Origin of the sequence: Candidatus Ponderosibacter sp. Uisw_141_02 (assembly GCF_048087665.1) — a bacterium.
In the GTDB taxonomy this organism is placed as follows: domain Bacteria; phylum Pseudomonadota; class Alphaproteobacteria; order Puniceispirillales; family Puniceispirillaceae; genus UBA3439.
Map to the genome: position 1 here is coordinate 155,978 of NZ_CP159807.1, position 19,969 is coordinate 175,946.

At 50.2% G+C, this 19,969-nt stretch carries 17 protein-coding genes; 10 read left to right on the forward strand and 7 right to left on the reverse strand.

The features are described from left to right. Nucleotide 1: 1 nt before the first annotated feature. The 3 genes from ABXT40_RS00800 (at nt 2) to ABXT40_RS00810 (ending at nt 4,435) form a co-directional block, all read left to right on the forward strand. On the forward strand, nt 2–1,729 hold the full coding sequence (locus ABXT40_RS00800; RefSeq protein ID WP_443645949.1) for a methylmalonyl-CoA mutase family protein: 1,728 nt from the start codon (nt 2–4) through the stop codon (nt 1,727–1,729). Continuing rightward, the gene (gene scpA / locus ABXT40_RS00805) at nt 1,729–3,885 is read left to right on the forward strand and encodes a methylmalonyl-CoA mutase (RefSeq protein ID WP_443645950.1); all 2,157 of its coding nucleotides are present in this window, start codon (nt 1,729–1,731) and stop codon (nt 3,883–3,885) included. The genes ABXT40_RS00800 and scpA overlap by 1 nt, the downstream gene beginning before the upstream one ends. A 112-nt stretch (nt 3,886–3,997) precedes the next feature. Then, entirely contained in the window at nt 3,998–4,435 is a 438-nt protein-coding gene (locus ABXT40_RS00810; protein ID WP_443645951.1) for a SufE family protein, read from the forward strand. A 25-nt stretch (nt 4,436–4,460) separates the two neighbouring features. Here ABXT40_RS00810 and ABXT40_RS00815 read toward each other — a convergent pair whose 3' ends face one another. Continuing rightward, nucleotides 4,461–5,450, reverse strand: coding sequence for a GlxA family transcriptional regulator (locus tag ABXT40_RS00815; RefSeq protein WP_443645952.1), 990 nt, complete (start codon nt 5,448–5,450; stop codon nt 4,461–4,463). A gap of 260 nt (nt 5,451–5,710) precedes the next feature. Here ABXT40_RS00815 and ABXT40_RS00820 point away from each other — a divergent pair, with 260 nt between their 5' ends. Then, nucleotides 5,711–6,538 carry a TrmH family RNA methyltransferase gene (locus ABXT40_RS00820; RefSeq protein ID WP_443645953.1) on the forward strand — a complete coding sequence of 276 codons (828 nt, stop codon included), beginning with the start codon at nt 5,711–5,713 and terminating at the stop codon, nt 6,536–6,538. 38 nt (nt 6,539–6,576) lie between these two features. Here the strand turns inward: ABXT40_RS00820 and ABXT40_RS00825 are convergent, their stop codons facing one another. Then, complete coding sequence (locus tag ABXT40_RS00825; RefSeq protein ID WP_443645954.1) at nt 6,577–7,515, reverse strand: class I SAM-dependent methyltransferase; 939 nt, start codon at nt 7,513–7,515, stop codon at nt 6,577–6,579. A gap of 302 nt (nt 7,516–7,817) precedes the next feature. On the opposite strand from ABXT40_RS00825, the gene ABXT40_RS00830 reads away from it, so the two are divergent. Then, nucleotides 7,818–8,279, forward strand: coding sequence for an Lrp/AsnC family transcriptional regulator (locus tag ABXT40_RS00830; RefSeq protein WP_443646936.1), 462 nt, complete (start codon nt 7,818–7,820; stop codon nt 8,277–8,279). Here ABXT40_RS00830 and ABXT40_RS00835 read toward each other — a convergent pair. The 3 genes from ABXT40_RS00835 to betB all read right to left on the reverse strand — a co-directional run bounded on the left by ABXT40_RS00835 (nt 8,256) and on the right by betB (nt 11,978). Further along, a complete protein-coding gene (locus tag ABXT40_RS00835) occupies nt 8,256–9,341 on the reverse strand; it encodes a glycosyltransferase family 4 protein (RefSeq protein WP_443645955.1) in 1,086 nt (361 codons plus the stop codon). The genes ABXT40_RS00830 and ABXT40_RS00835 overlap by 24 nt on opposite strands. 123 nt (nt 9,342–9,464) lie before the next feature. Beyond that, nucleotides 9,465–10,400, reverse strand: a complete 936-nt coding sequence (locus ABXT40_RS00840) for an NAD-dependent epimerase/dehydratase family protein (protein ID WP_443645956.1) — start codon at nt 10,398–10,400, stop codon at nt 9,465–9,467. A gap of 147 nt (nt 10,401–10,547) precedes the next feature. Further along, nucleotides 10,548–11,978, reverse strand: coding sequence for a betaine-aldehyde dehydrogenase (betB, locus tag ABXT40_RS00845; protein WP_443645957.1), 1,431 nt, complete (start codon nt 11,976–11,978; stop codon nt 10,548–10,550). A gap of 184 nt (nt 11,979–12,162) precedes the next feature. On the opposite strand from betB, the gene ABXT40_RS00850 reads away from it, so the two are divergent. From ABXT40_RS00850 to ABXT40_RS00870, 5 genes are all read left to right on the forward strand, one after another. Further along, complete coding sequence (locus ABXT40_RS00850; RefSeq protein WP_443645958.1) at nt 12,163–12,897, forward strand: class II aldolase/adducin family protein; 735 nt, start codon at nt 12,163–12,165, stop codon at nt 12,895–12,897. 182 nt (nt 12,898–13,079) lie between these two features. Then, nucleotides 13,080–14,090 (forward strand): glycine betaine ABC transporter substrate-binding protein, encoded by a 1,011-nt coding sequence (locus tag ABXT40_RS00855; protein WP_443645959.1) that lies wholly within the window; start codon nt 13,080–13,082, stop codon nt 14,088–14,090. 79 nt (nt 14,091–14,169) lie between these two features. Further along, nucleotides 14,170–15,060 carry an ABC transporter permease gene (locus ABXT40_RS00860; RefSeq protein WP_443645960.1) on the forward strand — a complete coding sequence of 297 codons (891 nt, stop codon included), beginning with the start codon at nt 14,170–14,172 and terminating at the stop codon, nt 15,058–15,060. Next, entirely contained in the window at nt 15,053–16,099 is a 1,047-nt protein-coding gene (locus ABXT40_RS00865; protein WP_443645961.1) for a quaternary amine ABC transporter ATP-binding protein, read from the forward strand. The genes ABXT40_RS00860 and ABXT40_RS00865 overlap by 8 nt, the downstream gene beginning before the upstream one ends. Further along, nucleotides 16,096–17,091: an Ldh family oxidoreductase gene (locus tag ABXT40_RS00870; RefSeq protein ID WP_443645962.1), complete on the forward strand. Its 996-nt coding sequence runs from the start codon at nt 16,096–16,098 to the stop codon at nt 17,089–17,091. Before ABXT40_RS00865 ends, ABXT40_RS00870 begins: the two co-directional genes overlap by 4 nt. 87 nt (nt 17,092–17,178) lie before the next feature. Here the strand turns inward: ABXT40_RS00870 and pckA are convergent, their stop codons facing one another. Both pckA and ABXT40_RS00880 read right to left on the reverse strand, forming a co-directional pair. Further along, nucleotides 17,179–18,780: a phosphoenolpyruvate carboxykinase (ATP) gene (gene pckA / locus ABXT40_RS00875; protein ID WP_443645963.1), complete on the reverse strand. Its 1,602-nt coding sequence runs from the start codon at nt 18,778–18,780 to the stop codon at nt 17,179–17,181. 171 nt (nt 18,781–18,951) lie between these two features. Continuing rightward, nucleotides 18,952–19,854: a hypothetical protein gene (locus tag ABXT40_RS00880; RefSeq protein ID WP_443645964.1), complete on the reverse strand. Its 903-nt coding sequence runs from the start codon at nt 19,852–19,854 to the stop codon at nt 18,952–18,954. Nucleotides 19,855–19,969: the final 115 nt, after the last annotated feature.

A 19,969-nucleotide genomic window follows, 5' to 3' on the forward strand; every position in this document is an offset into this window, starting at 1 on the left:
CATGTCATCTACCCAAAGTAAGTTTCCGTCTGCAAGCCGTGAAGATTGGCATGCGCTGGTCAGTGCCGCCCTGAAAGGTGGCGACCCACAAAGCCTTGATCGGCTTGATGAAGACGGGCTTGCAATCAAGGCTCTATATGACATTGCCTCTTATGCGGTGGCCTCTCCCGATGCGTGTGCCATTACCCGCCTGCCGGTAAATCCGGCAAGCCATATTGCGCATGGATGGGATATCTGCCAACCGGTCATGGCCAATGGGTCAGCAAAGGATGTTAACCGGCTGGTTCTTGATGAATTGCAGGATGGGGTTGGCACGATCTGGCTTCAAAGCCTGCAAACCGCCGATTTAGCGGGTCATTTACCAGCAATGATGCAGGATGTTGTTTTCGCGGCAGCAGGCATTCATCTTGACGCTGGCAATGATGTCATGGCGCAGATTGTGGCCTTTGCCGATTTTGCCAAAAAGGCCGATACCAATCTGGCGGCATCGCGCTTTCATGCCAATATTGATCCGTTTGCCCCGGCAGCTGATACTGATTTGCTGGCAAGCGCGCTTGCCTATTTCATGTCGGCAAATGCTGGTGATGTGCCGCCCGATATGTTTCGCGCCCAGGGATGGCAATGGCATAATCAGGGCATGACCGCGGTTCAGGAGCTTGCCTATATTCTGGCGTCACTGACCGAGATTTTGCGCCAAGGCATGGACAGAAATATTGATCCGGCGCATTTGGCAAAGCATATGTCAGCATCGCTTGCGCTGCCGGCGGATTTATTTGAGGGCATCGCGAAATGTCGTGCTTTGCGGCGTGGCTGGGGCGGCATTGTCAGCGCACTTGGTCTTGACCCCGACGCGCATCGTCTATGCATTCATGGGGCAGTATCAATCCGCATGTTTTCAACGGTCGATAGCGAGGTCAATATGCTTCGCACGACAACAGCGCTTCTTGGCGGGGCGATTGGCGGGGCAGATCAATTATCGGCGCATGCACATAATTGTTTGACCGGGGATGATCTTCTGGGTCGCCGTTTGGCGCGCATGCAGCAGCATCTTCTGATTGATGAAAGCGGGCTATCGCGCAGCCTTGATCCGGCAGGTGGGGCGGGCTTCATCGAAGATCGTACCGGTCAGCTTGGCCTTGCGGCATGGTCGGCCTTTCAGCAAATTGAGGCAGATGGCGGCGCGATCGCGGCGCATCAGACAGGTCAATTTACCGCCATGGCGCGCCGCGCAGCAAGCCAGCGTTATGCAAGGTTTGCTGCTGGTGATCTAACGCTTGTTGGGGTGAATTTACAGCCCGATAGCCGCGCCTTTGACACGGTTCTGCCCTATTGGCAGATGATCCGGCGGCCGGCAGCGGCGGTTGAGATGGTTCGGCGCACCGCGGCGCAAAACCCGCCGCGTATTCTGATTTTGCAGCAGCAGGCTGATCCGGTGCCGCAGCTTGCCAAATTGCGTGGGCTTTTTGCAATTGGCGGCATGCAGCCAGTGCATATGCGGCTTGATGGCACAAATGCTGATGCTGTTGATCTGGCGCGGCCTGATCTGGTAATCTTGCTTGATGGTGATTTTGGCTCGCTTGATGAGGCAATGCAAACGGCGCTTTCGGGTCTGCTGGGTGCTGGCAAGGCATTGACTGGTGATTCATTGCTTGGTGATGCAGCGCCAATTGAAAGGCTGGCCAGCCTTGTCGGGCTATCGCTTGACTTGTTTCGCAAAGGAGATGCGTAATGCAGCATTTTCCCGATTTTACTAAGATTGATTTACCGCCATCGCACGAGATGCGCGTGCAAACGGGTGCCTTGCCTGCAACGCCGGAAAATGCCGAACAGATTGTGGTTCCTGCTCTTGCTGTAGGCCAAGCCGACCAGCAGGGATTTGCTGCCAATAGCCAGCCCGGATTTGCACCTTTTTTGCGCGGCCCATATCCAAGCATGTATGCAACACGCCCCTGGACGATTCGGCAATATGCCGGTTTTTCGACAGCGCAGCAATCCAATCATTTTTACCGCCGCAATTTGGCAGCTGGGCAAATGGGGCTGTCGGTGGCGTTCGATCTGCCAACGCATCGCGGTTATGATTCGGACAATCCGCTTGTGGCGGATGATGTTGGCCTTGCCGGTGTCGCGATTGATTCAATTGCCGACATGGCCGAATTGTTTGACGCGATTCCACTCGACCGGATGAGCGTGTCGATGACGATGAACGGGGCGGTGCTTCCGGTACTTGCCTTATTTATTGTTGCGGCTGAGGAACAGGGCGTTCGCCCCGATCAATTGGCCGGTACAATCCAGAATGACGTGTTAAAAGAATTTATGGTGCGCAACACCTATATTTATCCGCCGGTGCCATCAATGCGGATCGTGTCGGATATTTTTGCCTATTGCGCTGCCGAAATGCCCAAATTCAATTTCATTTCGGTTTCGGGTTATCACATGCAAGAAGCCGGTGCTTCGGCTGATCTTGAACTTGCCTATACGCTTGCTGACGGGCTCGCCTATATTCGGGCGGGTGTCGCTGCGGGGCTTGATGTTGATGATTTTGCGCCGCGCCTATCGTTCTTTTTCGGCGCAAGCATGAATTTTTTCATGGAAGTGGCAAAATTACGGGCGGCGCGTTTGTTATGGTCTGAATTGATGCAGCAGCATTTTGCCCCCAAAAACCCAAAATCACTGATGCTTCGCACCCATTGCCAGACATCTGGCTGGTCGCTTGCGGCGCAGGATGTGTTCAATAATGTGCCGCGTACCTGTATCGAGGCGGCCGCGGCGGTTGCTGGCCATACGCAATCTTTGCACACAAATTCGCTTGATGAGGCTTTGGGTCTGCCAACCGATTATGCCGCTCGCATCGCCCGCAATACCCAGCTTCACCTTCAGCATGAAGGGAATATGGCGCATGTTATCGATCCTTTTGGCGGCAGTTATCTTGTTGAAGATTTAACCCAACAGCTTGTCGATAAAGCGCGCCAGCATATTGCCGAGGCCGAATGGCTTGGCGGGATGGCTGCAGCGATTGAGGCGGGCGTGCCAAAGCTGCGAATTGAAGAGGTGGCAACGGCAACACAAGCGCGGATTGATTCGGGCAGCCAAACAATTGTTGGGGTGAATAAATATCAGCCGCAAGATAGCGGTGAGTTAGAACAAGTCGAGGTTAGGCGAATTGACAATTCCGAAGTGCGAAGCCAGCAAATTGCACGGTTGAAAACGCTTCGCAAAACGCGCAATCAGGCGGCGGTTGATGCTGCATTACATGCCTTGCAAAAAGCGGCTGCGGGTACTGAAAATTTGATGCCTTTTGCCATTGAAGCGGCGCGCCAGCGTGCCACAATTGGCGAAATGTCCGACGCGATGGCGCGTGAATTTGGCCGTCACCGCGCCACCATTCAAGGGGTGCGAGGTGTCTGGAAACAGCATATGCAAGCCAGCGCCGATATGGATTTACTGAAAGACCGTGTCGATGAATTTAGCAATGCGCTTGGCCGTGCGCCGCGTATTCTTGTTGCCAAGCTTGGCCAGGATGGACATGACCGTGGGCAAAAAGTCATTGCCTCGGCCTTTGCCGATCTGGGATTTGAGGTTGTGACCGGTCCCTTATTCCAAACGCCTGACGAGGTTTATGACCTTGCCATCAGCCATGATGTTGACGCCGTTGGTATTTCCACGCTTGCTGCGGCGCATTTAAGTCAGGTACCCCAGCTTCGCAAAAAGCTGGATGCAGGGGCTGGCCGTCATATCGAACTTGTCGTTGGCGGGGTTATTCCACCAGGTGACATTCCGATTCTTGAGCGTGACGGTGCCGCCGCGGTATTTCTTCCCGGTACAAAATCAACCGATGCGGCAATGCGACTTCTTGACCTTCTAGCGCGGCGGCGGAATATCAGTTAGACCTATGTCCGGCAAAGCCAATGACGTTTAGGGTGGCTATGACTGTTGATGGCCTGTTTTGAAATCCGTACCGTAATTAATCATATTGCGATGACTCATGTTGCAATGAATCATGTTGAAAGTGGATCTGATCATGTCGACCAATAATGCCAGTGCCGAAGCCGAAGCGATTGCTGATGAATTTGGCTTTTTTGACGATTGGGAAGACCGCTATCAAATGTTGATTGATCAGGGTCGGAAATTGACGCCTTTGCCCGAAAAGTATCGGCATGATGATTTTCGGCTTCGCGGTTGCCAATCGGTTGTCTATTTTGCCGCCGAACGCGATGACGCGGATAAAATAACTTTCATGGCGCAATCAGATGCGGCCATTGTTCAGGGGCTTGTTGCATTGCTTTTGCGCGTCTATTCAGGCCGAACTGCAAAAGAGATTCGTGAGACTGAGCCTGAATTTCTAACCAAGATCGGTCTTGACTCGCATTTATCGGCAACGCGGAAAAACGGCCTTGCCAGCATGTTAAATGCGATTAAATCAGCGGCGGCTGAATAATCACACCGGCAAAAAGCGGGGGCGTCTATTCTGGGCTGCGTTCGGCGCGTGGTGTCCGCCCATAGCATTCGCGGTAACATTTCGAAAAATGCGATGCAGAAACAAATCCGCAAGCCAAAGCCACAGATAGAATTGACATTGATGTCTGGCGTAACAGATGGCGCGCACGAGCTAGCCGCAAATTCAGATAATAGCGGGTTGGGGTGGTGTCCAAATATTTGCGGAACAATCTCTCGAGCTGGCGCGTTGACAGGTTGGTCATGCGGGCAATGTCGGTTTGCGCCAATGGTTCTTCCAGATTGTCTTCCATGGTTTTGACAACCGCCAGCAATTTGGGGTGACTAACCCCAAGGCGGGCGCGAAGCTCCATGCGCTGCCGATCGGTTGGTTCGCGGATTCGGTCATGGATAAACTGGTCTGAAACTTCGGCTGCCAAGGCTGATCCATGCGTTTGCGTAATTAGATTCAGCATCATATCAAGCGATGCCGTGCCGCCTGAGCAGGTGACGCGGTTGCCGTCAATTTCAAATAGATCATTGGTGATATCAAGATGCGGAAATTCTTCCGCAAGCCCGTCGATATTTTCCCAATGGATGGTGCAACGCCGCCCATCAAGAAGACCGGCAGCGGCCATCACATAGGTTCCGGTGCAAATGGCACCAATGATCGCGCCATTTCGATCAAGGCGGCGGATCAGATTCAAAATCGATTTATTGGTGTTTTCGCGCACCCTGACGCCCGAGCAAACAAAAACCATGCGGCAGCTTTGCAATGCGTCAGGTTCGGTGGCGGTTTGTACGGTCATGCCGTTGCTGGCGGTGCTGGCATTACCTTCTGTGCTTGCCACCACCCAGTCAAACAATGCCTGATTGGACTGGCGATTGGCGGCGCGAAGCGGCTCGATTGCCGATGCAAAGGCAATCATTGAAAATTCGTTTAAAAGAAGAAATCCAATTTTTTGGGGCTCCGCATTGTTTTCGGCGCGAAGCAAGGATTTAATCGTGTTTTCGCCCATATAGCATCTTTTCCGCAATGGGCATTTTATCGGCCCATCACCCCAATTAAAATGTTGCACCAGCCAGCTGGTTTCATGCCAGCAATTTGTATAACTTCTCATTACGCTGCAAATTGTCGGAATTGAAACAAAATATTTCTTTTTTGAAATTTTTTTGATGCATTGACATCGTGGTTTGGCCAATTTCACACAATTTTGCAAGGCGGGTTTGGAAATCAAATCTATTCCTGCGGCCAAAACTTTGCTATGCAGCGATCATTATGAGCCAATATCCCGTCTCTATTCCTGACATGATCACCAGCGCTGCAAATGATGAGGTGAAGCGTCTTCGCGCGCTTCACGAACGTAAATTTCGGAAACAGACGGGTTGGTTTCTGGCTGAAGGGGCGCGGATTTGCCATGAGGCGGTTGCGCTTGGTTGGGCGATGCATCGGTTGGCATTTGTTGCTGGTCGCGAAGATGACCGGCAGGTCAGAACCTTGCTATCTGGCCTTGTCGAGTCAAAGGGGCGCGCCTTGCCAATGACCGAATCGCTGTTGCAGCGAATCAGCCGTAAAGATAATCCGCAAATGGTGCTTGGTGCCTTTGGCCAGCGCTGGGATGATCTGGATCAAGTTGGCCGAACGCCAGACGAATGTTGGGTTGCGCTTGATCGGGTTCGTGATCCGGGCAATCTTGGCACGGTTATGCGTACGGCTGATGCGGTTGGTGCCAAGGGGCTGGTTCTGGTTGGTGATTGCACTGACCCCTATTCGGTTGAGGCGGTGCGCGCGTCAATGGGGGCGGTTTTCAATGTGCGGATCATTACCTGTAGTGAGGTTGAATTTTTACAATTTACCACCGGTTGGCCGGGCCATATTATCGGCACGGCACTTCCGGCAGCGGTGGATTATCGCACGGCTGACTACGCCGGATCATTGATCATGTTGATGGGGAATGAACAGGCTGGCCTAACCCCCGATTTGATGAAGGTTTGCACGCAATTGATCAAGATTCCGATGCTGGGACGGTCTGACTCGCTCAATCTTGCGGTGGCTACTGGCGTTGCACTTTATGAGGCGCTTGCCAAGCGTGGTCACAGTAACTAGCGGCGATACTCCATTTGCACGCTAGGTTATTATGTAAGCTAGATGGCGATATCCGAACACCAGCGAGCAAAATTGGCCTGTGCCACATAGCGTGATAAATCGGTCTTGCCGGATTTCAGTGGCGCTTCTTGGATCGCCAATTCACCTGATTCAAGATAGCCACGTTGATTGTCAAAAAGATCGGCAAGCGCATAATGCGCCGCAAGTGACGAGGCGCGAATGGCATAGATGGTCAAAACCATAAACAGCGCATCTTCGGATAAAAGCTGGTGGCATTTTTGCAGCAAGGGAGCCAAATCATCTTCGATGCGCCAAAATTCGCCTTTTGGCCCACGCCCATATTTTGGTGGGTCAAGAATAATGCCGTCATAGCTTTTCTGGCGGCGCAATTCGCGATCGACAAAGCCGGTTGCGTCATCAGTGATAAACCGGATTGGGGCGGATTGCATGCCACATAGATCACGATTTTCAAACGCCTGCGCCACGGCTTTTTTGCTGGCATCAAGATGCGTGACTTCGGCACCTGCGGCGGCGGCGTGAAGACTGGCAAGACCGGAATAGGCAAACAGATTCAAAATGCGTGGCGGGCGTTTATGCGTTTGGATGAAAGCCTTGATTGCCGCGGCGCACCAATCCCAATGCGCTGCCTGTTCGGGAAAAAATCCCAAATGACGAAAGGGTGTCGGCCGCGCCAGAAAACGCAATGAGTGATAACCAAGCTGCCAGTTTGGCGGCAACCCGCTTGAAAGCTGCCAGCCGCCACCTTCACCGTCATCCTGTTCATTCTTGCCGGGTACAAAGACGCCATCAGCAACCCAATCATCTTCGCCAAGTCGCGGTTGCCACATAGCCTGTGGTTCGGGGCGGATAAAACGATGCTGGCCAAACCGCTCGAATTTCCGCAAATTGCCGCTGTCCAGCAATTCGTAATCCTGCCAGTTTGAGCTTGTAATCAATGATAATTGACGCTGTTTCATGCGGGCGATATTGCCGATAGACGATTAAGATTGCAACCGATCAATCAGCCCATGTTTGGGGGCGCTATTGCCATCGTGATGATGATCATCACCAAGATTTATGACACTAGAGAAAATTTTCAAAAAATTAATTTGAGTTAGTAAAATTTATCGTGGTTTTGAGAAAATGGAATAAATCACGCAAAATATTTTGGGAAAGCTTTTATTTTTTGGAAAAATCACTATTCTGGGCACGGTAAACGCCCCATTAAAATCTGGCTGCCGCTGACAAGGCTGTCATGGAGATGAAAGCAGAACATGCCATGGATCAGATAGACAAACAGATTCTTGCTCAATTACAGGTCAATGCCGCCCAGCCGGTTGCCGATATCGCACGCAAAGTTGGGCTGTCGGTAACGCCTTGCTGGCGCCGGATTCAACGGATGGAAGAAACTGGTTTGATCCGCAAACGCGTTGCCTTGCTTGACCCACAGAAAATTGGTGTTGGCATGTCGGTATTTGTTGCCGTTCGGACGGATCAGCATAATGCCGAATGGTTGCAGGATTTTGCCAGTATGGTTGCTGATATGCCGGAAGTTGTCGAATTTTACCGGATGAGTGGCGAGGTCGATTATTTGCTTCGGGTTGTGGTTCCGGATATGGCGACCTATGACACTTTTTATCGCAAGCTGATTGCCAATGTGCAGCTAACCGATGTCAGCTCTTCATTTGCGATGGAAGAAATTAAATATACAACGGCGCTACCGCTTCCCGAGATTAATTAGCTTGCCGGTGCTGGCTGCTTTGTCCTTGGCATATCGTTTGATCATATTGTTATAGGACTCGATCAGGGTCGCAATGACTGAATCGCGGCTGAACAGCTTTTCATAGGTTTGCTGCCCGCCCTTGACGAGCTCGGCGCGAAGGGGCTTGTCATTCAGTGCGCGGTCAAGCGCTGTTACCAACCCGTCACAATCATCAATTTCGACAAGCAAGCCATCCTGTCCATCATGGACATAATGTTTGGCACCCGCGGCCTTGGTGGCAACAAGCGGGACATTGGCAAACCATGATTCGGCAATGACAATCCCGAAAGGTTCATAGCGCGATGGCAAAACACACACATCGGCAATGCCTAAAAGCCCCAGCCGGTCGGTACACCATCCGGCAAAAATGACCCGATCTTCCAGATTTAGGGCCTTTGCTTGCGCTTTATATGTGTCGATTTCAGGCCCGTCTCCAGCAAGCAGAAAAACCACCTCATTATCCATTTTTGCCGCCGCGTCGATCAAAAGATCAACACCTTTTTTCCAGTGCATTCGCGACAGCAGTAAAACAACTTTTGACGCCTCGGAAATGCCGTAGTCCGATTTTTTAATCTCGCCCATTGGTTCCAAAGTGCCAAAGACATGCCCAACATAGGCCTTGTCTGGCTGGTTGGTGGCAGCGGCGATATGCGCGACAATATCCCTGGTGACGCCCATATGAAAATCGCAGGATTGGTAATATTTCAAATCATAATAGCCGCCAAACCAGCCAAGCACCGGCATTTGGGTTTGTTTTGGTGTAAAGCTGGCAGCACGATTCATCCAAGAATGCACCAGATCGGGCTTTTCACGCTTTATGATGGCGTTGATTTTGGCCTTTTGAACCCATTTCAACATCGGGTGAAAGCTCAAAAAATGATGCTCAAGATTGCAATCATCAACCAATTTCAAAAAGGCTGGATGCGGGCGGCAAATCACAATTTGTTCAATGCCAGCGGCAGCAAGTGCGCGGATCGTATCAACCGCACAGGATTCGGCACCGCCCTGTTTTGCCCCAGCAATGATATGAAGAATTTTCATGGATTGCGCCATTCTTTGCTTTTGGCCTGACGGTGGTTAATTTTGGCCTGGCGGTCGATCGGGTGCCCGTCACCGGCGCTGATACCGAACCTGTCCACCGGCAGTTTCTTGGCCGTGAACCGATTAAACCAGATCACGAAAATGATCGAGATGCGTTCGATACCATTCAATTGTTTCAGGCAGGAAATCGTCAAGATCGCGCGTTGGCTTCCAATCGAAATCACGAAGCATATCCAGACTATCAGCGGGATAGATCGTGTCATTGATCAGACGGTCTTTTTCAAATGAGATATAATCTTCTAGCTTTAGATAGCTACCAATCGTCTCGGCAATCTCCAGGTTGGAAAATGACTGTTCATGGCCGATATGGTAAATATGGCTTTTGGTGGCATGTTCCGCCAAAAGATAGATCGCCATCGCCGCATCCTTGACCCATAGATAGCGCCGGCGTACGGACCCATCGCCATGCAGGGTGAATTTCCTGTCAAGCAGCCCAAGAACTGAAAAGCGGGGAATGATGTTATTGATGAACTGACCCGGGCCAGCGATGTTGTTTGATCGCAGCGTCGTAATCGTTAATTCGGGATGCATCTTTTGATAGGCGCTGACAATCATGTCGGCGGCGGCTTTGGATGCGCTATAGGGGTTGGCCGGATCAAGCAGGCGAACATCAACAATCTCATCGGTTGACCCATACACCTCGTCCGTGCTCATGACGATTAGTTTTTTCACACCTTTTTTGACGCAGGCGGCAAGCAGGCTATGAATGCCAACAACATTGGAAATGGTTGTTGAAACAGGGTTTTTGAAAGATACATCAACATGCGATTGGGCAGCAAGATGAATGACCACATCATCAGGCAATAAGGCCTTTTCCATCAGTTGCGGGTCGCTGATATCCATGTAGAAATGTTGTGCGCCCTCGTTCAGAAATGCGCTGTCGATCGTTTTCCGGTTGGTAATCTTATCGACAATCGCAACTTTTTTACCCTTGGACTGTAAAAGATTAACAACGTGAGCGCCGATAAAACCGCAGCCACCTGTCACAACGTATCGCATTTTTTCTTACCTAAACCCTATGATTTCCGAATTCGCAGACCATAAACATATCTCGTTGATTTTGCCATTGAATATTTTGGCTGGCTTATGGTTGGCCATAGCGGATTGCATGATGGTGCAAATCATACCGTCATTGTCCAAAAAGCTTTACAGCTGAATATAAACCGATTTGATTTCGCTATAGGCATCAAGTGTATAGGCGCTATTTTCACGGCCAAAACCGGAATGTTTCGCCCCACCAAATGGCAGGCCCGGTGGCAATAGATTATAGCTATTCACCCAGACATTGCCGGATTCAAGCGCATCGGCAACGCGGTGCGCCCGTGCCAGATCCTGTGTCATGACCCCAGCGCCAAGACCGAAATTGGTGCTGTTGGCGCGGCGGATGGCTTCATCCTCATCATCAAAGATCAGAACCGACATGACCGGCCCAAAAATTTCTTCGCGAACAACCTGCATATCATCATGGCAATTGGTCAAAATGGTCGGCTGCATGAAATAGCCATTTTCAAAGCCTTGTGGCTGTAGCGCGTTGCCGCCTGTCGCGATTGTTGCGCCTTCAGCCACGCCAATTTTGACGTAATCGAGAACCTTGGCAAGATGGCGCTTGGAGATCAGCGCCCCCATCTGGATATCGCTTGCCATTGGATCGCCAACCCGCATGGCCTCGGTGCGGGCGGTCATGGCGGCGATGAAATCATCGGCAATGCTGCGCTGGACAAAGACCCGTGTGGCGTTCGAGCAAACCTCGCCACCAGTATAGAAATTCGCATCAAGCGCGGTCTGAACGGCAAGGTCAAAATCGCAATCATCAAACACCAGCAAAGGCGATTTTCCGCCAAGCTCTAGCGTGATCTTTTTGAGTGATTGCGCTGATTGCGCCATGATCAACCGCCCTGTTTCAACACCGCCTGTTAGCGATATTTTGGCAATGCCCGGATGTGCGCATAACGCAGCACCAATGTCACGGTCACCATGAATGATTTGAAACAAGCCGTCAGGAAGGCCGGCGGCTTGCAGCAATTCGGCAACCTTATGGGCAACAAAGGGGGTTTCTTCGGATGGCTTTAGAATGAAGGCATTGCCTGCGGCTAATGCTGGGGCTGATTTCCAGCAGGCAATCTGCATTGGATAATTCCACGCGCCAATGCCAGCGCAAACCCCAAGCGGCACCCGCACGCTATAGCCAATGGCCTTGTCCCATTTGTTGAAATCACCATTTTGTACGGTGATACAGGCGGCAAAATAGTCAAACGCATCGGTTCCTGATGGCACATCGCCGCTGACAGCTTCGCTAAAGACCTTGCCAACATCACGCACTTCAAGATGCGCTAATTCGTCATTTGCCTCGCGCATCAGATTGGCAGCTTTATGCAGAATTTTGGCGCGGTCAAATGCATCGGTTTTGGCCCATGAAATCTGGGCTTGGTTGGCAATCGCAACTGCTTCATCCAGCATTGCATCACTTGCCGGTTCGATATGGGCAATCACTTCGCCTGTTGCCGGATACCGCTTTTCGATGATTGGCAGATGGCTTTTTACGGGCTTGCCGCCAATGAGTGACTGACAGATTTGCATGCGCGATTCCTCCGCCTTTTTGGTCAGCTAATTTACCGATCGACACAAGGGATGACTTTGTTTCTATCGATGCCTAACATAGTTCAAAGAATTTAAAAAAGCATTTGATCTTGCCAGTGAATCAGTCAGGCTTGATTAGATGCCGGGTTTTGATGCCGTTTGGTGGCGGCTATTGGGGGTAATCATGTCTGAAATCATTGTTGATACTGATGAAGCGCGCCGTGATCTTGCGGCGATTTTTCGCTGGACGGCACACGAATCGATGCATGAAGGCATTGCCAATCATTTTTCCTATGCCATATCGGCTGATGGCCAACAGTTTTTGATGAATCCTTATGGCGTGCATTTTTCGAAAATGCGGGCAAGTGATCTGCTGCTTCTCGATGCTGGTAAAACGCCTTCTGATTATGGGCAAAAGGTTGACCCAACCGCATGGTGGATTCATGGCGCAATGCATCGCAATAATCCGCAAGCGCGTTGTATTGTGCATTTGCATTCGCATTATGCCACTGCGCTTAGCGCACTCAAAGACCCGACTTTGCTGCCGATAGATCAAACGAGTTGCCGATTCTTTAACCGTGTTGCGGTAGATTCTGGATTTGATGGCATGGGGCTGGATGATGAAGCTGAGAGGTTATCAACCATTCTTGGCAATAAACGGATGGTGATGATGGGCAATCACGGTTTCATGACCGTTGCCGAATCACCAGCCTTAGCTTTCGATCTGGCCTATTATTACGAGCGAGCTTGTCGGACTTATTTAACTGCAAAAGGGTCTGGGTTAGAGCTGTCTGTCCTGTCGAATGAAATTGCTGAGAAAACTGCAAAACAATGGGAAGCCCAGGATCAAACAGTTGACCAACATCTTGCCGCAATTCGCAGAATTTTGGATGAAGAAGAGCCTGACTACAGGCTTTGAGTTACAAAATAACTTAGGAAATAAAAAATTAAAAGATGATGGTTTGCTTAGGACAAACAACATTTGAATGAAAAAACACTATTATTAATCTAACAAATGTCGCATTGTGAACAGACTGGGACGCGTGGCTTAAAGTTCCATATCTGGTAGAAATAAAAATGCAAAAATCCTTGGGAGGGGTTATGATGAAGAAATTACTTATTGCGTCGGCAGTTGCTGCAGGAACCATTTTAGGGGTCTCAGGCCAGGCTTCGGCGGCGTGTGGCACTGTGTCTATCGCTGAAATGAACTGGGCTTCAGCACAGTTATTGGCCAATGTTGACAAAATCATTTTAAGCAAGGGATACGGCTGTGACGTGAACATTGTCCCAGGTGACACTATGCCAACGTTCACCTCAATGAACGAGAAAGGCGTGCCTGATGTCGCCGGGGAAATGTGGATTAATGCCGTTGCTGTCCCACTTGAAAAAGCAAAAGCTGAAGGTCGTCTTCACACCGTCTCCGATCCTATTACTGGGCTTGGTGAAGGCTGGTGGTTGCTTCCTCACACGATGGAAAAACATCCAGAACTGAAAACAGTTCAAGACATATTAAAGCGCCCTGATTTGTTCCCACATCCTGAAGATCCATCAAAAGGTGGTTTCCACACTTGCCCGTCAGGATGGGGTTGTCAGTTGGCAAATGCAAATTTGTTTCGCGCTTTTGAAATGGAAAAAAAGGGCTGGCGTTTGGTTGATCCGGGATCAGCAGCAGGTCTTGACGCATCAATTGCCAAAGCATCTGACAGGAAAGAAAATTGGTTTGGATACTACTGGTCGCCTACATCAATCGTGGGCAAGTATAGCTTGAATATGATGGACTTTGGCATTCCGTTTGCTGGAAAAGATAACTGGGATAACTGTATCGTTAAATCCGAGCAGGATTGTTCCGATCCTAAACCATCTGCTTGGACCAAATCAGAGGTTAACACAGTCATTTCTGATGATTTCAAAAAGCGTGCTGGTTCAGAAGTCAGTGATTACTTTGGAAAAAGAATCTTTCCAGGCCCGATCATGAATGCAACACTTTCATTCATGGCAGATCAACAGGCCACGGGTGAAGATGCGGCTATTGAGTTTTTGACAAAGCATGAAAACATCTGGACGAATTGGGTAAGTTCAGACGCCGCGAAGAAAATCAAAGCTGGTCTCTAAGGCTAAATAACACCGACTCAAATGCGCCCGTTGGCAAATGTTGGCAGGCGCATTAACGCGCCACGGGAAGGGTAAATCTATGGAGTTGTTTAGCGAATTTCCAGAGTTGGGTCGAGAGGACCTGCGTGATTTCAAGAAGGCTGTAGATTTTGGATTCCGCAGTTTCTCGCGCGCTTACGGTGACGAGCTTGAAAGTTTTTTTGATCCATTGCTCCATTTTATGATCTGGTTTGAAAAGCTTCTGATTAATTCGCCTTGGCCAGTTATTCTGGCGGTTATTGCTGCGCTGGCTTGGCTTGGCTCACGAAGCTGGAAACTGGTTCTAGGGTCAGTTATTTGTTTCATAATTATTGGCTATTTTGGCATGTGGGAAAACACCATGGCCACTCTTGCCATTATTTCGGTGGCGACCTTTATCTGTATCGGGCTTGGAATTCCACTTGGTATCTGGATGGCCAAATCAAACCGTGTTCAATCAACTATCACGCCTATTCTTGATGTGATGCAGACCATCCCAAGCTTTGTTTATCTGATCCCTGTTGTGATGCTTTTGGGCATTGGCAAGGTGCCTGGGCTGATTGCGGTATGTATTTATGCTGCCCCGCCAATTGTGCGCCTGACCAATCTTGGCATTCGGCTTGTTGATGAAGAGGTGCTCGAAGCAGCTGATGCTTTTGGAGCCAACTATAAACAACGTCTTTGGGGTGTTCAGATTCCGCTGGCTCTGCCGAATATTTTTGCTGGAGTGAACCAGACAATTATGATGGCACTTGCGATGGTTGTGATTGCATCAATGATTGGTGTTCGCGGACTTGGAGTGCCGGTTTTGCAGGCGGTTTCAAACCAGTATCTTGCGCTAGGTTTGATGAACGGCTTAGCCATTGTTGCTATTGCCATTATCTTTGACCGTGTTTCGCAGAAATATGGCCAGCGTTTGCAGGCTTATCGCAAGGGACACAGCAATGACTGATACCAAAATTGAAATTCGGAACCTGTATAAAGTTTTTGGTAGCAATCCCGAAGCGGCAATGAAGCATGTTCATGCTGGTCTTAGCAAACAAGATTTGCTTGACAAGCATGGTCATGTTCTTGGCCTCCGCGATATTAATATCAAGATCAAGTCGAAGCGGATTCAGGTGATTATGGGATTGTCAGGTTCGGGGAAATCAACCTTGATCCGGCATATTAACCGTCTGATCGAGCCAACCGAAGGCGAAGTCATTGTCGATGGCGACGATGTGTTGGCAATGTCGATCGAGGAGTTGCGTGACTTCCGGCGTCATAAAGCATCAATGGTGTTTCAGCGTTTTGGACTTTTGCCGCATCGAACAGTGTCGCAGAATGTGGCGTATGGCCTTAGCATTCAGGGCATTAGTGAGGGTGAAGCAACCGAACGAAGCCAGCGCTGGATTGACCGTGTTGGTCTTGCTGGTTTTGAACAGCATTTCCCAGCGCAGCTATCTGGTGGAATGCAACAGCGTGTCGGCCTTGCCCGTGCGCTGGCAACCGATGCGGAAATCCTGCTGATGGACGAAGCCTTTTCGGCGCTTGATCCATTGATCCGAACCGATATGCAGAACATCCTTCTCGATCTTCAAGAAGAATTGCATAAAACGATTGTCTTTATCACGCATGATCTTGATGAAGCCTTGCGGATTGGCGATGAAATTTCGATTCTTCGTGATGGTGAGGTGATCCAGCAGGGTGATCCACAATCGATCATCATGAAACCTGCCGATGATTATATCTCTGACTTTATCAAAGATATTAATCGGGGGCGCGTTCTTGAAGTGCGGTCGATCATGGAAAAAGCTGATCGGGCAAGCGGGCCGAAAATGGGCATTAAAACGCCGCTTGAAGATGCGTTGCAACAGTTGGTGAATGCTGGCAAGGACAGTGGTGCTGTAGTTGGTGATGATGGCAAGACGATTGGCAAGATCAGCTTGGCTAATGCCATTGCTGCGATGGCACGTCCGGACCGTGGTGATGAAGGACCAAGATACAAGTGAGTACGCAAGAACTGGGCCTTGATGCCATTTATGACCTTGCTAAAGAGGTCATGCTGGCAAATGGATGTGATGTGGCAAATGCCGAAGCGCTGGCTGATATCATCAGCCGTGCCGAACGCGACGGGTCACATTCGCATGGATTGTTTCGTGTTCCTGGCTATGTCAAAGCGCTTCGCAGTGGCAAGGTTGATGGCAAAGCCAAACCAACAATCAAACATATCACCCCTGCGGTCATTCAGGTTGATGGCCATGGCTGTTTTGCGCCATTGGCACAATCGGTTGGACTGCCTGTTCTTGTTGAGGCGACAAACCAAATTGGCATTGGTGCTTTATCGCTTGTTGGGGTTCATCATTTTGCGGCACTTTGGCCGGAAACCGAATATCTGGCCGATCGCGGCCTAGTTGGTATTGCTTGTACGGCCTATATGCCGGCGGTGGCACCAGCTGGATCGAAAGAAGCATTATTTGGCACCAATCCATTGTCATTTGCATGGCCGCGTCCGGGCCATGATCCGGTTGTCTATGATATGGCAACAGCGTCAATGGCGATGGGCGATGTGCAGATTGCCGCCCGTGATGGCCGTGAAGTACCGCTTGGAACAGGGCTTGATGAAAATGGCCAGCTCACCACCGATCCGGCAGCGATTGCCAAAGGCGTTCTATTGCCATTTGGCGGCTATAAAGGATCGGCGATTGCGCTTATGGTTGAACTGCTTGCCGCAGGCATGACAGGCGAGCAGTTCAGTTTTGAAGCCCGCGAAACCGACAATAAGGACGGTGGCCCGCCACGCGGTGGTGAAATGATCATCGGTCTATCGCCATCGGTTGTTGCTGGAGATGGCTGGCGGGATCATGTTGAGGGCTTTATGCAGAAAATGACTGCCATTGATGGTGTTCGTATGCCAGGTGCAAGACGTCATAAAAACCGGCTTAACAAAGGGCCGCGGCAAATCAATGCAGCCCTGATCGAAACGATTAACAGCTTTTTATAGCGGCGCGCTTCTGCCGTTGGATAACGCATAAAAAAGACGCTGGTTTCAGGCCAGCGTCTTTTGTTTTGGGATTTTATTTGCGCTGGATTAGTCGATCTGCGGCCCTGCGGCAACAAGTGCCTTTCCAGCATCGGTGTCGGTGAATTTTTCGAAATTATCGACAAATAAACCACCTAGATGGCGGGCGCGCTTTTCCCATTCAGCCGGGTCTTCATAGCTTGAACGTGGATCCAGAACCGAACTGTCCAGTCCGGCCAAGGCTTTTGGCATTTGCAGATTGAAGATTGGCAAAGTTTCGGTCTCAGCATCATCTAATTCACCATCAAAAATGGCATTGATCAAGGCCCGCGTGTTGGCAAGCGAGATGCGCTTTCCCTGACCGTTCCAGCCCGTATTGATCAAATAGGCTTTGGCACCTGCATCATGCATGCGTTTGTTCAATACTTCGGCATATTTGGTTGGGTGAAGCGTTAGGAAGGCCGCGCCAAAACAGGCCGAAAAGGTTGGCTGATGTTCGGTCATGCCGCGTTCCATTCCGGCCATTTTAGCGGTGAAACCAGACAGGAAATGATATTGCGTTGCGGCATCGTCAAGAATCGAAACAGGTGGTAAAACGCCAAAAGCATCGGCGGTCAAAAACAGCACATGCTTGGCATGGCCAGCCTTAGAGACCGGACGAACAATATTGTCAATGTGATAGATTGGATAGGAAACGCGGGTGTTAAGGGTCAGGCTGGTATCGCTGAAATCGATTTTGCCATCAGCATCTACCATCACATTTTCCAACAGCGCATCGCGGCGGATTGCCCGATAGATTTCCGGCTCGCTGGCCTCGCTTAGATCACTTGTCTTGGCGTAACAGCCACCTTCGAAATTGAAAATGCCATCATCATCCCAGCCATGTTCGTCATCACCAATCAGACTGCGGTTTGACGAGGCCGACAAGGTGGTTTTGCCGGTTCCTGACAAGCCAAAGAAAAGCGCAACATCACCATTCGCACCAGAATTTGCCGAACAATGCATTGAGGCAATGCCCTTTTGCGGCAAAAGGTAATTCATCACCGAGAAAAGCCCTTTTTTCATTTCGCCGCCATACCAGCTGCCGCCAATAAGTTGCATACGCTCGGTTAGGTTAAAGGCAACAAAGGTTGGCGAATTCATGCCGTGACGTTCCCAATCTGGATTGGTTGTCATTGAGGCATTTACCACGGTGAAATCAGGGGTAAAATCGGCAAGCTCTTCGTCGCTTGGCCGGATAAACATGTTTTTCACAAAATGCGCCTGCCATGCCACTTCCATAACAAAACGAACTTTCATGCAGGTGTCTTTATTGGCACCGCAAAATCCGTCAACAATATACAGTTTTTTACCGCTTAGCTGTTTGGCAGCAAGTGCTTTCAGGTCATTCCAGACGGCGTTATCAATGGGTTTGTTGTCATTTTTGGTGCCATTCCCATTCCACCAATAGCTGTCGCGGGTGGTGTCATCCATGACGATAAATTTATCTTTTGGTGATCGGCCAGTATATTCGCCAGTTAACACATTAACGGCACCAAGTTCCGTTAGATAGCCGCGGGCAAAGCCTTCAAGTCCGGGCTGAAGCTCGTCTTCATAAAGCTGATCATATGACGGGTTGTGAACAATGGTTTGAACGTCAGAAATACCGATAGATGACAGGAATTTTTCCACGAGAACAGCACTCTCAAAGTTGGTGAATGGGGGTGTGGCCGCGGTGGCCTTGCAGGGTTAAGCCCGTACGGGCGGGCGAAAACGAACAACATTATTAAGGTTGCGCGAAAGGCTTGTCAATCAGGAAGGCGGGACAGCGGAGCGCAGTTTCTGCCGATGGTGAAAATTGTTCTAATCCAGCAACACCATGACAATTGACAGCGCCAAAAGCGCCATTGCCGCAAGCTCTAGGCGGCTGACACGTTCTTTGAAATAAAGCACCGAAAAGCCGATGCTGAACAGCAGTTCGACCTGCCCTACAGCGCGAACCGGCGCAACTTCATGGTTCAAAAAAGCGGCAAACCAGCAAATGCTGCAAATGGCAGCCCAAACCCCAGCCATCGCCCCGCCGCGCCATTCGACAAAGCTGGCGATAAATTCACGGCGTTTGGCGACATACAGATAGGCACCAAAACATACTGCCTGAATCGTTACCCCGATCGCGGCGGCATAGATCGCATTGCTAAGCAGGCTGCCGCCAATCATCGCCTGCATCGCCGCGCCATAGGAAACGGTGCAAAATCCAAGGAAAGCACCCGCCGCAAGGCCGATTGCCATCTGGCGGCTCATAATACTTTGGCGGATATTGCCAAGCGATAAATTGGTTTTGACAAGTGCCAGCATCACCGTTGCAAACACACCAAGCGCAATGGCAAAACCGGTTTGGACGGTCACAACTACGCCCAAAATCAGCGCCTCAAAAATTGCTGTTTGCAAAACTTCAGTTTTTGAAAAGGCAACGGCTGCAGCAAAAGACCTATGGCTAAAAAGCTGAACCAGAAGAATCGTGAAAATAACCTGCGCCAGTGCGGCGATACTGATCCAGGCCCAAAAAGTAAATGGAAGTCCGGCAAGCTTTGCGCCAGTCATGCTGATAAAGGAAAAAACACAAAGCCATGCGATTGGACAGGCATAGGAAAACCGGATATAGGCGGCGCCATAGCTGCCAAGCGGCGCAACCATGCGTCGTTGTACCGCCGTACGAAGTGCCTGTGTTGCGGCAGCGGCGACGGCAAATAATACCCAAATCTCCATAACTTCTTATACAATCAATCTTGCCAAGGCCAAGCTTTGTTTTTCAAAAACCGAAAAATCCCTTATCCTCGATCGGTGGTGATATTCGGCCTAAACCAGCGTTGGCCTGTCTTGC

Coding starts and splice junctions, on each gene's coding strand:
- ABXT40_RS00855 (WP_443645959.1), top strand. CDS start 13,080: ATGATGAAGAAATTACTTATTGCGTCGGCAGTTGCTGCAGGAACCATT.
- ABXT40_RS00860 (WP_443645960.1), top strand. CDS start 14,170: ATGGAGTTGTTTAGCGAATTTCCAGAGTTGGGTCGAGAGGACCTGCGT.
- ABXT40_RS00810 (WP_443645951.1), top strand. CDS start 3,998: ATGTTGAAAGTGGATCTGATCATGTCGACCAATAATGCCAGTGCCGAA.
- ABXT40_RS00820 (WP_443645953.1), top strand. CDS start 5,711: ATGAGCCAATATCCCGTCTCTATTCCTGACATGATCACCAGCGCTGCA.
- betB (WP_443645957.1), bottom strand. CDS start 11,978: ATGCAAATCTGTCAGTCACTCATTGGCGGCAAGCCCGTAAAAAGCCAT.
- ABXT40_RS00880 (WP_443645964.1), bottom strand. CDS start 19,854: ATGGAGATTTGGGTATTATTTGCCGTCGCCGCTGCCGCAACACAGGCA.
- ABXT40_RS00850 (WP_443645958.1), top strand. CDS start 12,163: ATGTCTGAAATCATTGTTGATACTGATGAAGCGCGCCGTGATCTTGCG.
- scpA (WP_443645950.1), top strand. CDS start 1,729: ATGCAGCATTTTCCCGATTTTACTAAGATTGATTTACCGCCATCGCAC.
- ABXT40_RS00835 (WP_443645955.1), bottom strand. CDS start 9,341: ATGAAAATTCTTCATATCATTGCTGGGGCAAAACAGGGCGGTGCCGAA.
- ABXT40_RS00830 (WP_443646936.1), top strand. CDS start 7,818: ATGGATCAGATAGACAAACAGATTCTTGCTCAATTACAGGTCAATGCC.
- ABXT40_RS00865 (WP_443645961.1), top strand. CDS start 15,053: ATGACTGATACCAAAATTGAAATTCGGAACCTGTATAAAGTTTTTGGT.
- ABXT40_RS00840 (WP_443645956.1), bottom strand. CDS start 10,400: ATGCGATACGTTGTGACAGGTGGCTGCGGTTTTATCGGCGCTCACGTT.
- ABXT40_RS00815 (WP_443645952.1), bottom strand. CDS start 5,450: ATGGGCGAAAACACGATTAAATCCTTGCTTCGCGCCGAAAACAATGCG.
- ABXT40_RS00800 (WP_443645949.1), top strand. CDS start 2: ATGTCATCTACCCAAAGTAAGTTTCCGTCTGCAAGCCGTGAAGATTGG.
- ABXT40_RS00825 (WP_443645954.1), bottom strand. CDS start 7,515: ATGAAACAGCGTCAATTATCATTGATTACAAGCTCAAACTGGCAGGAT.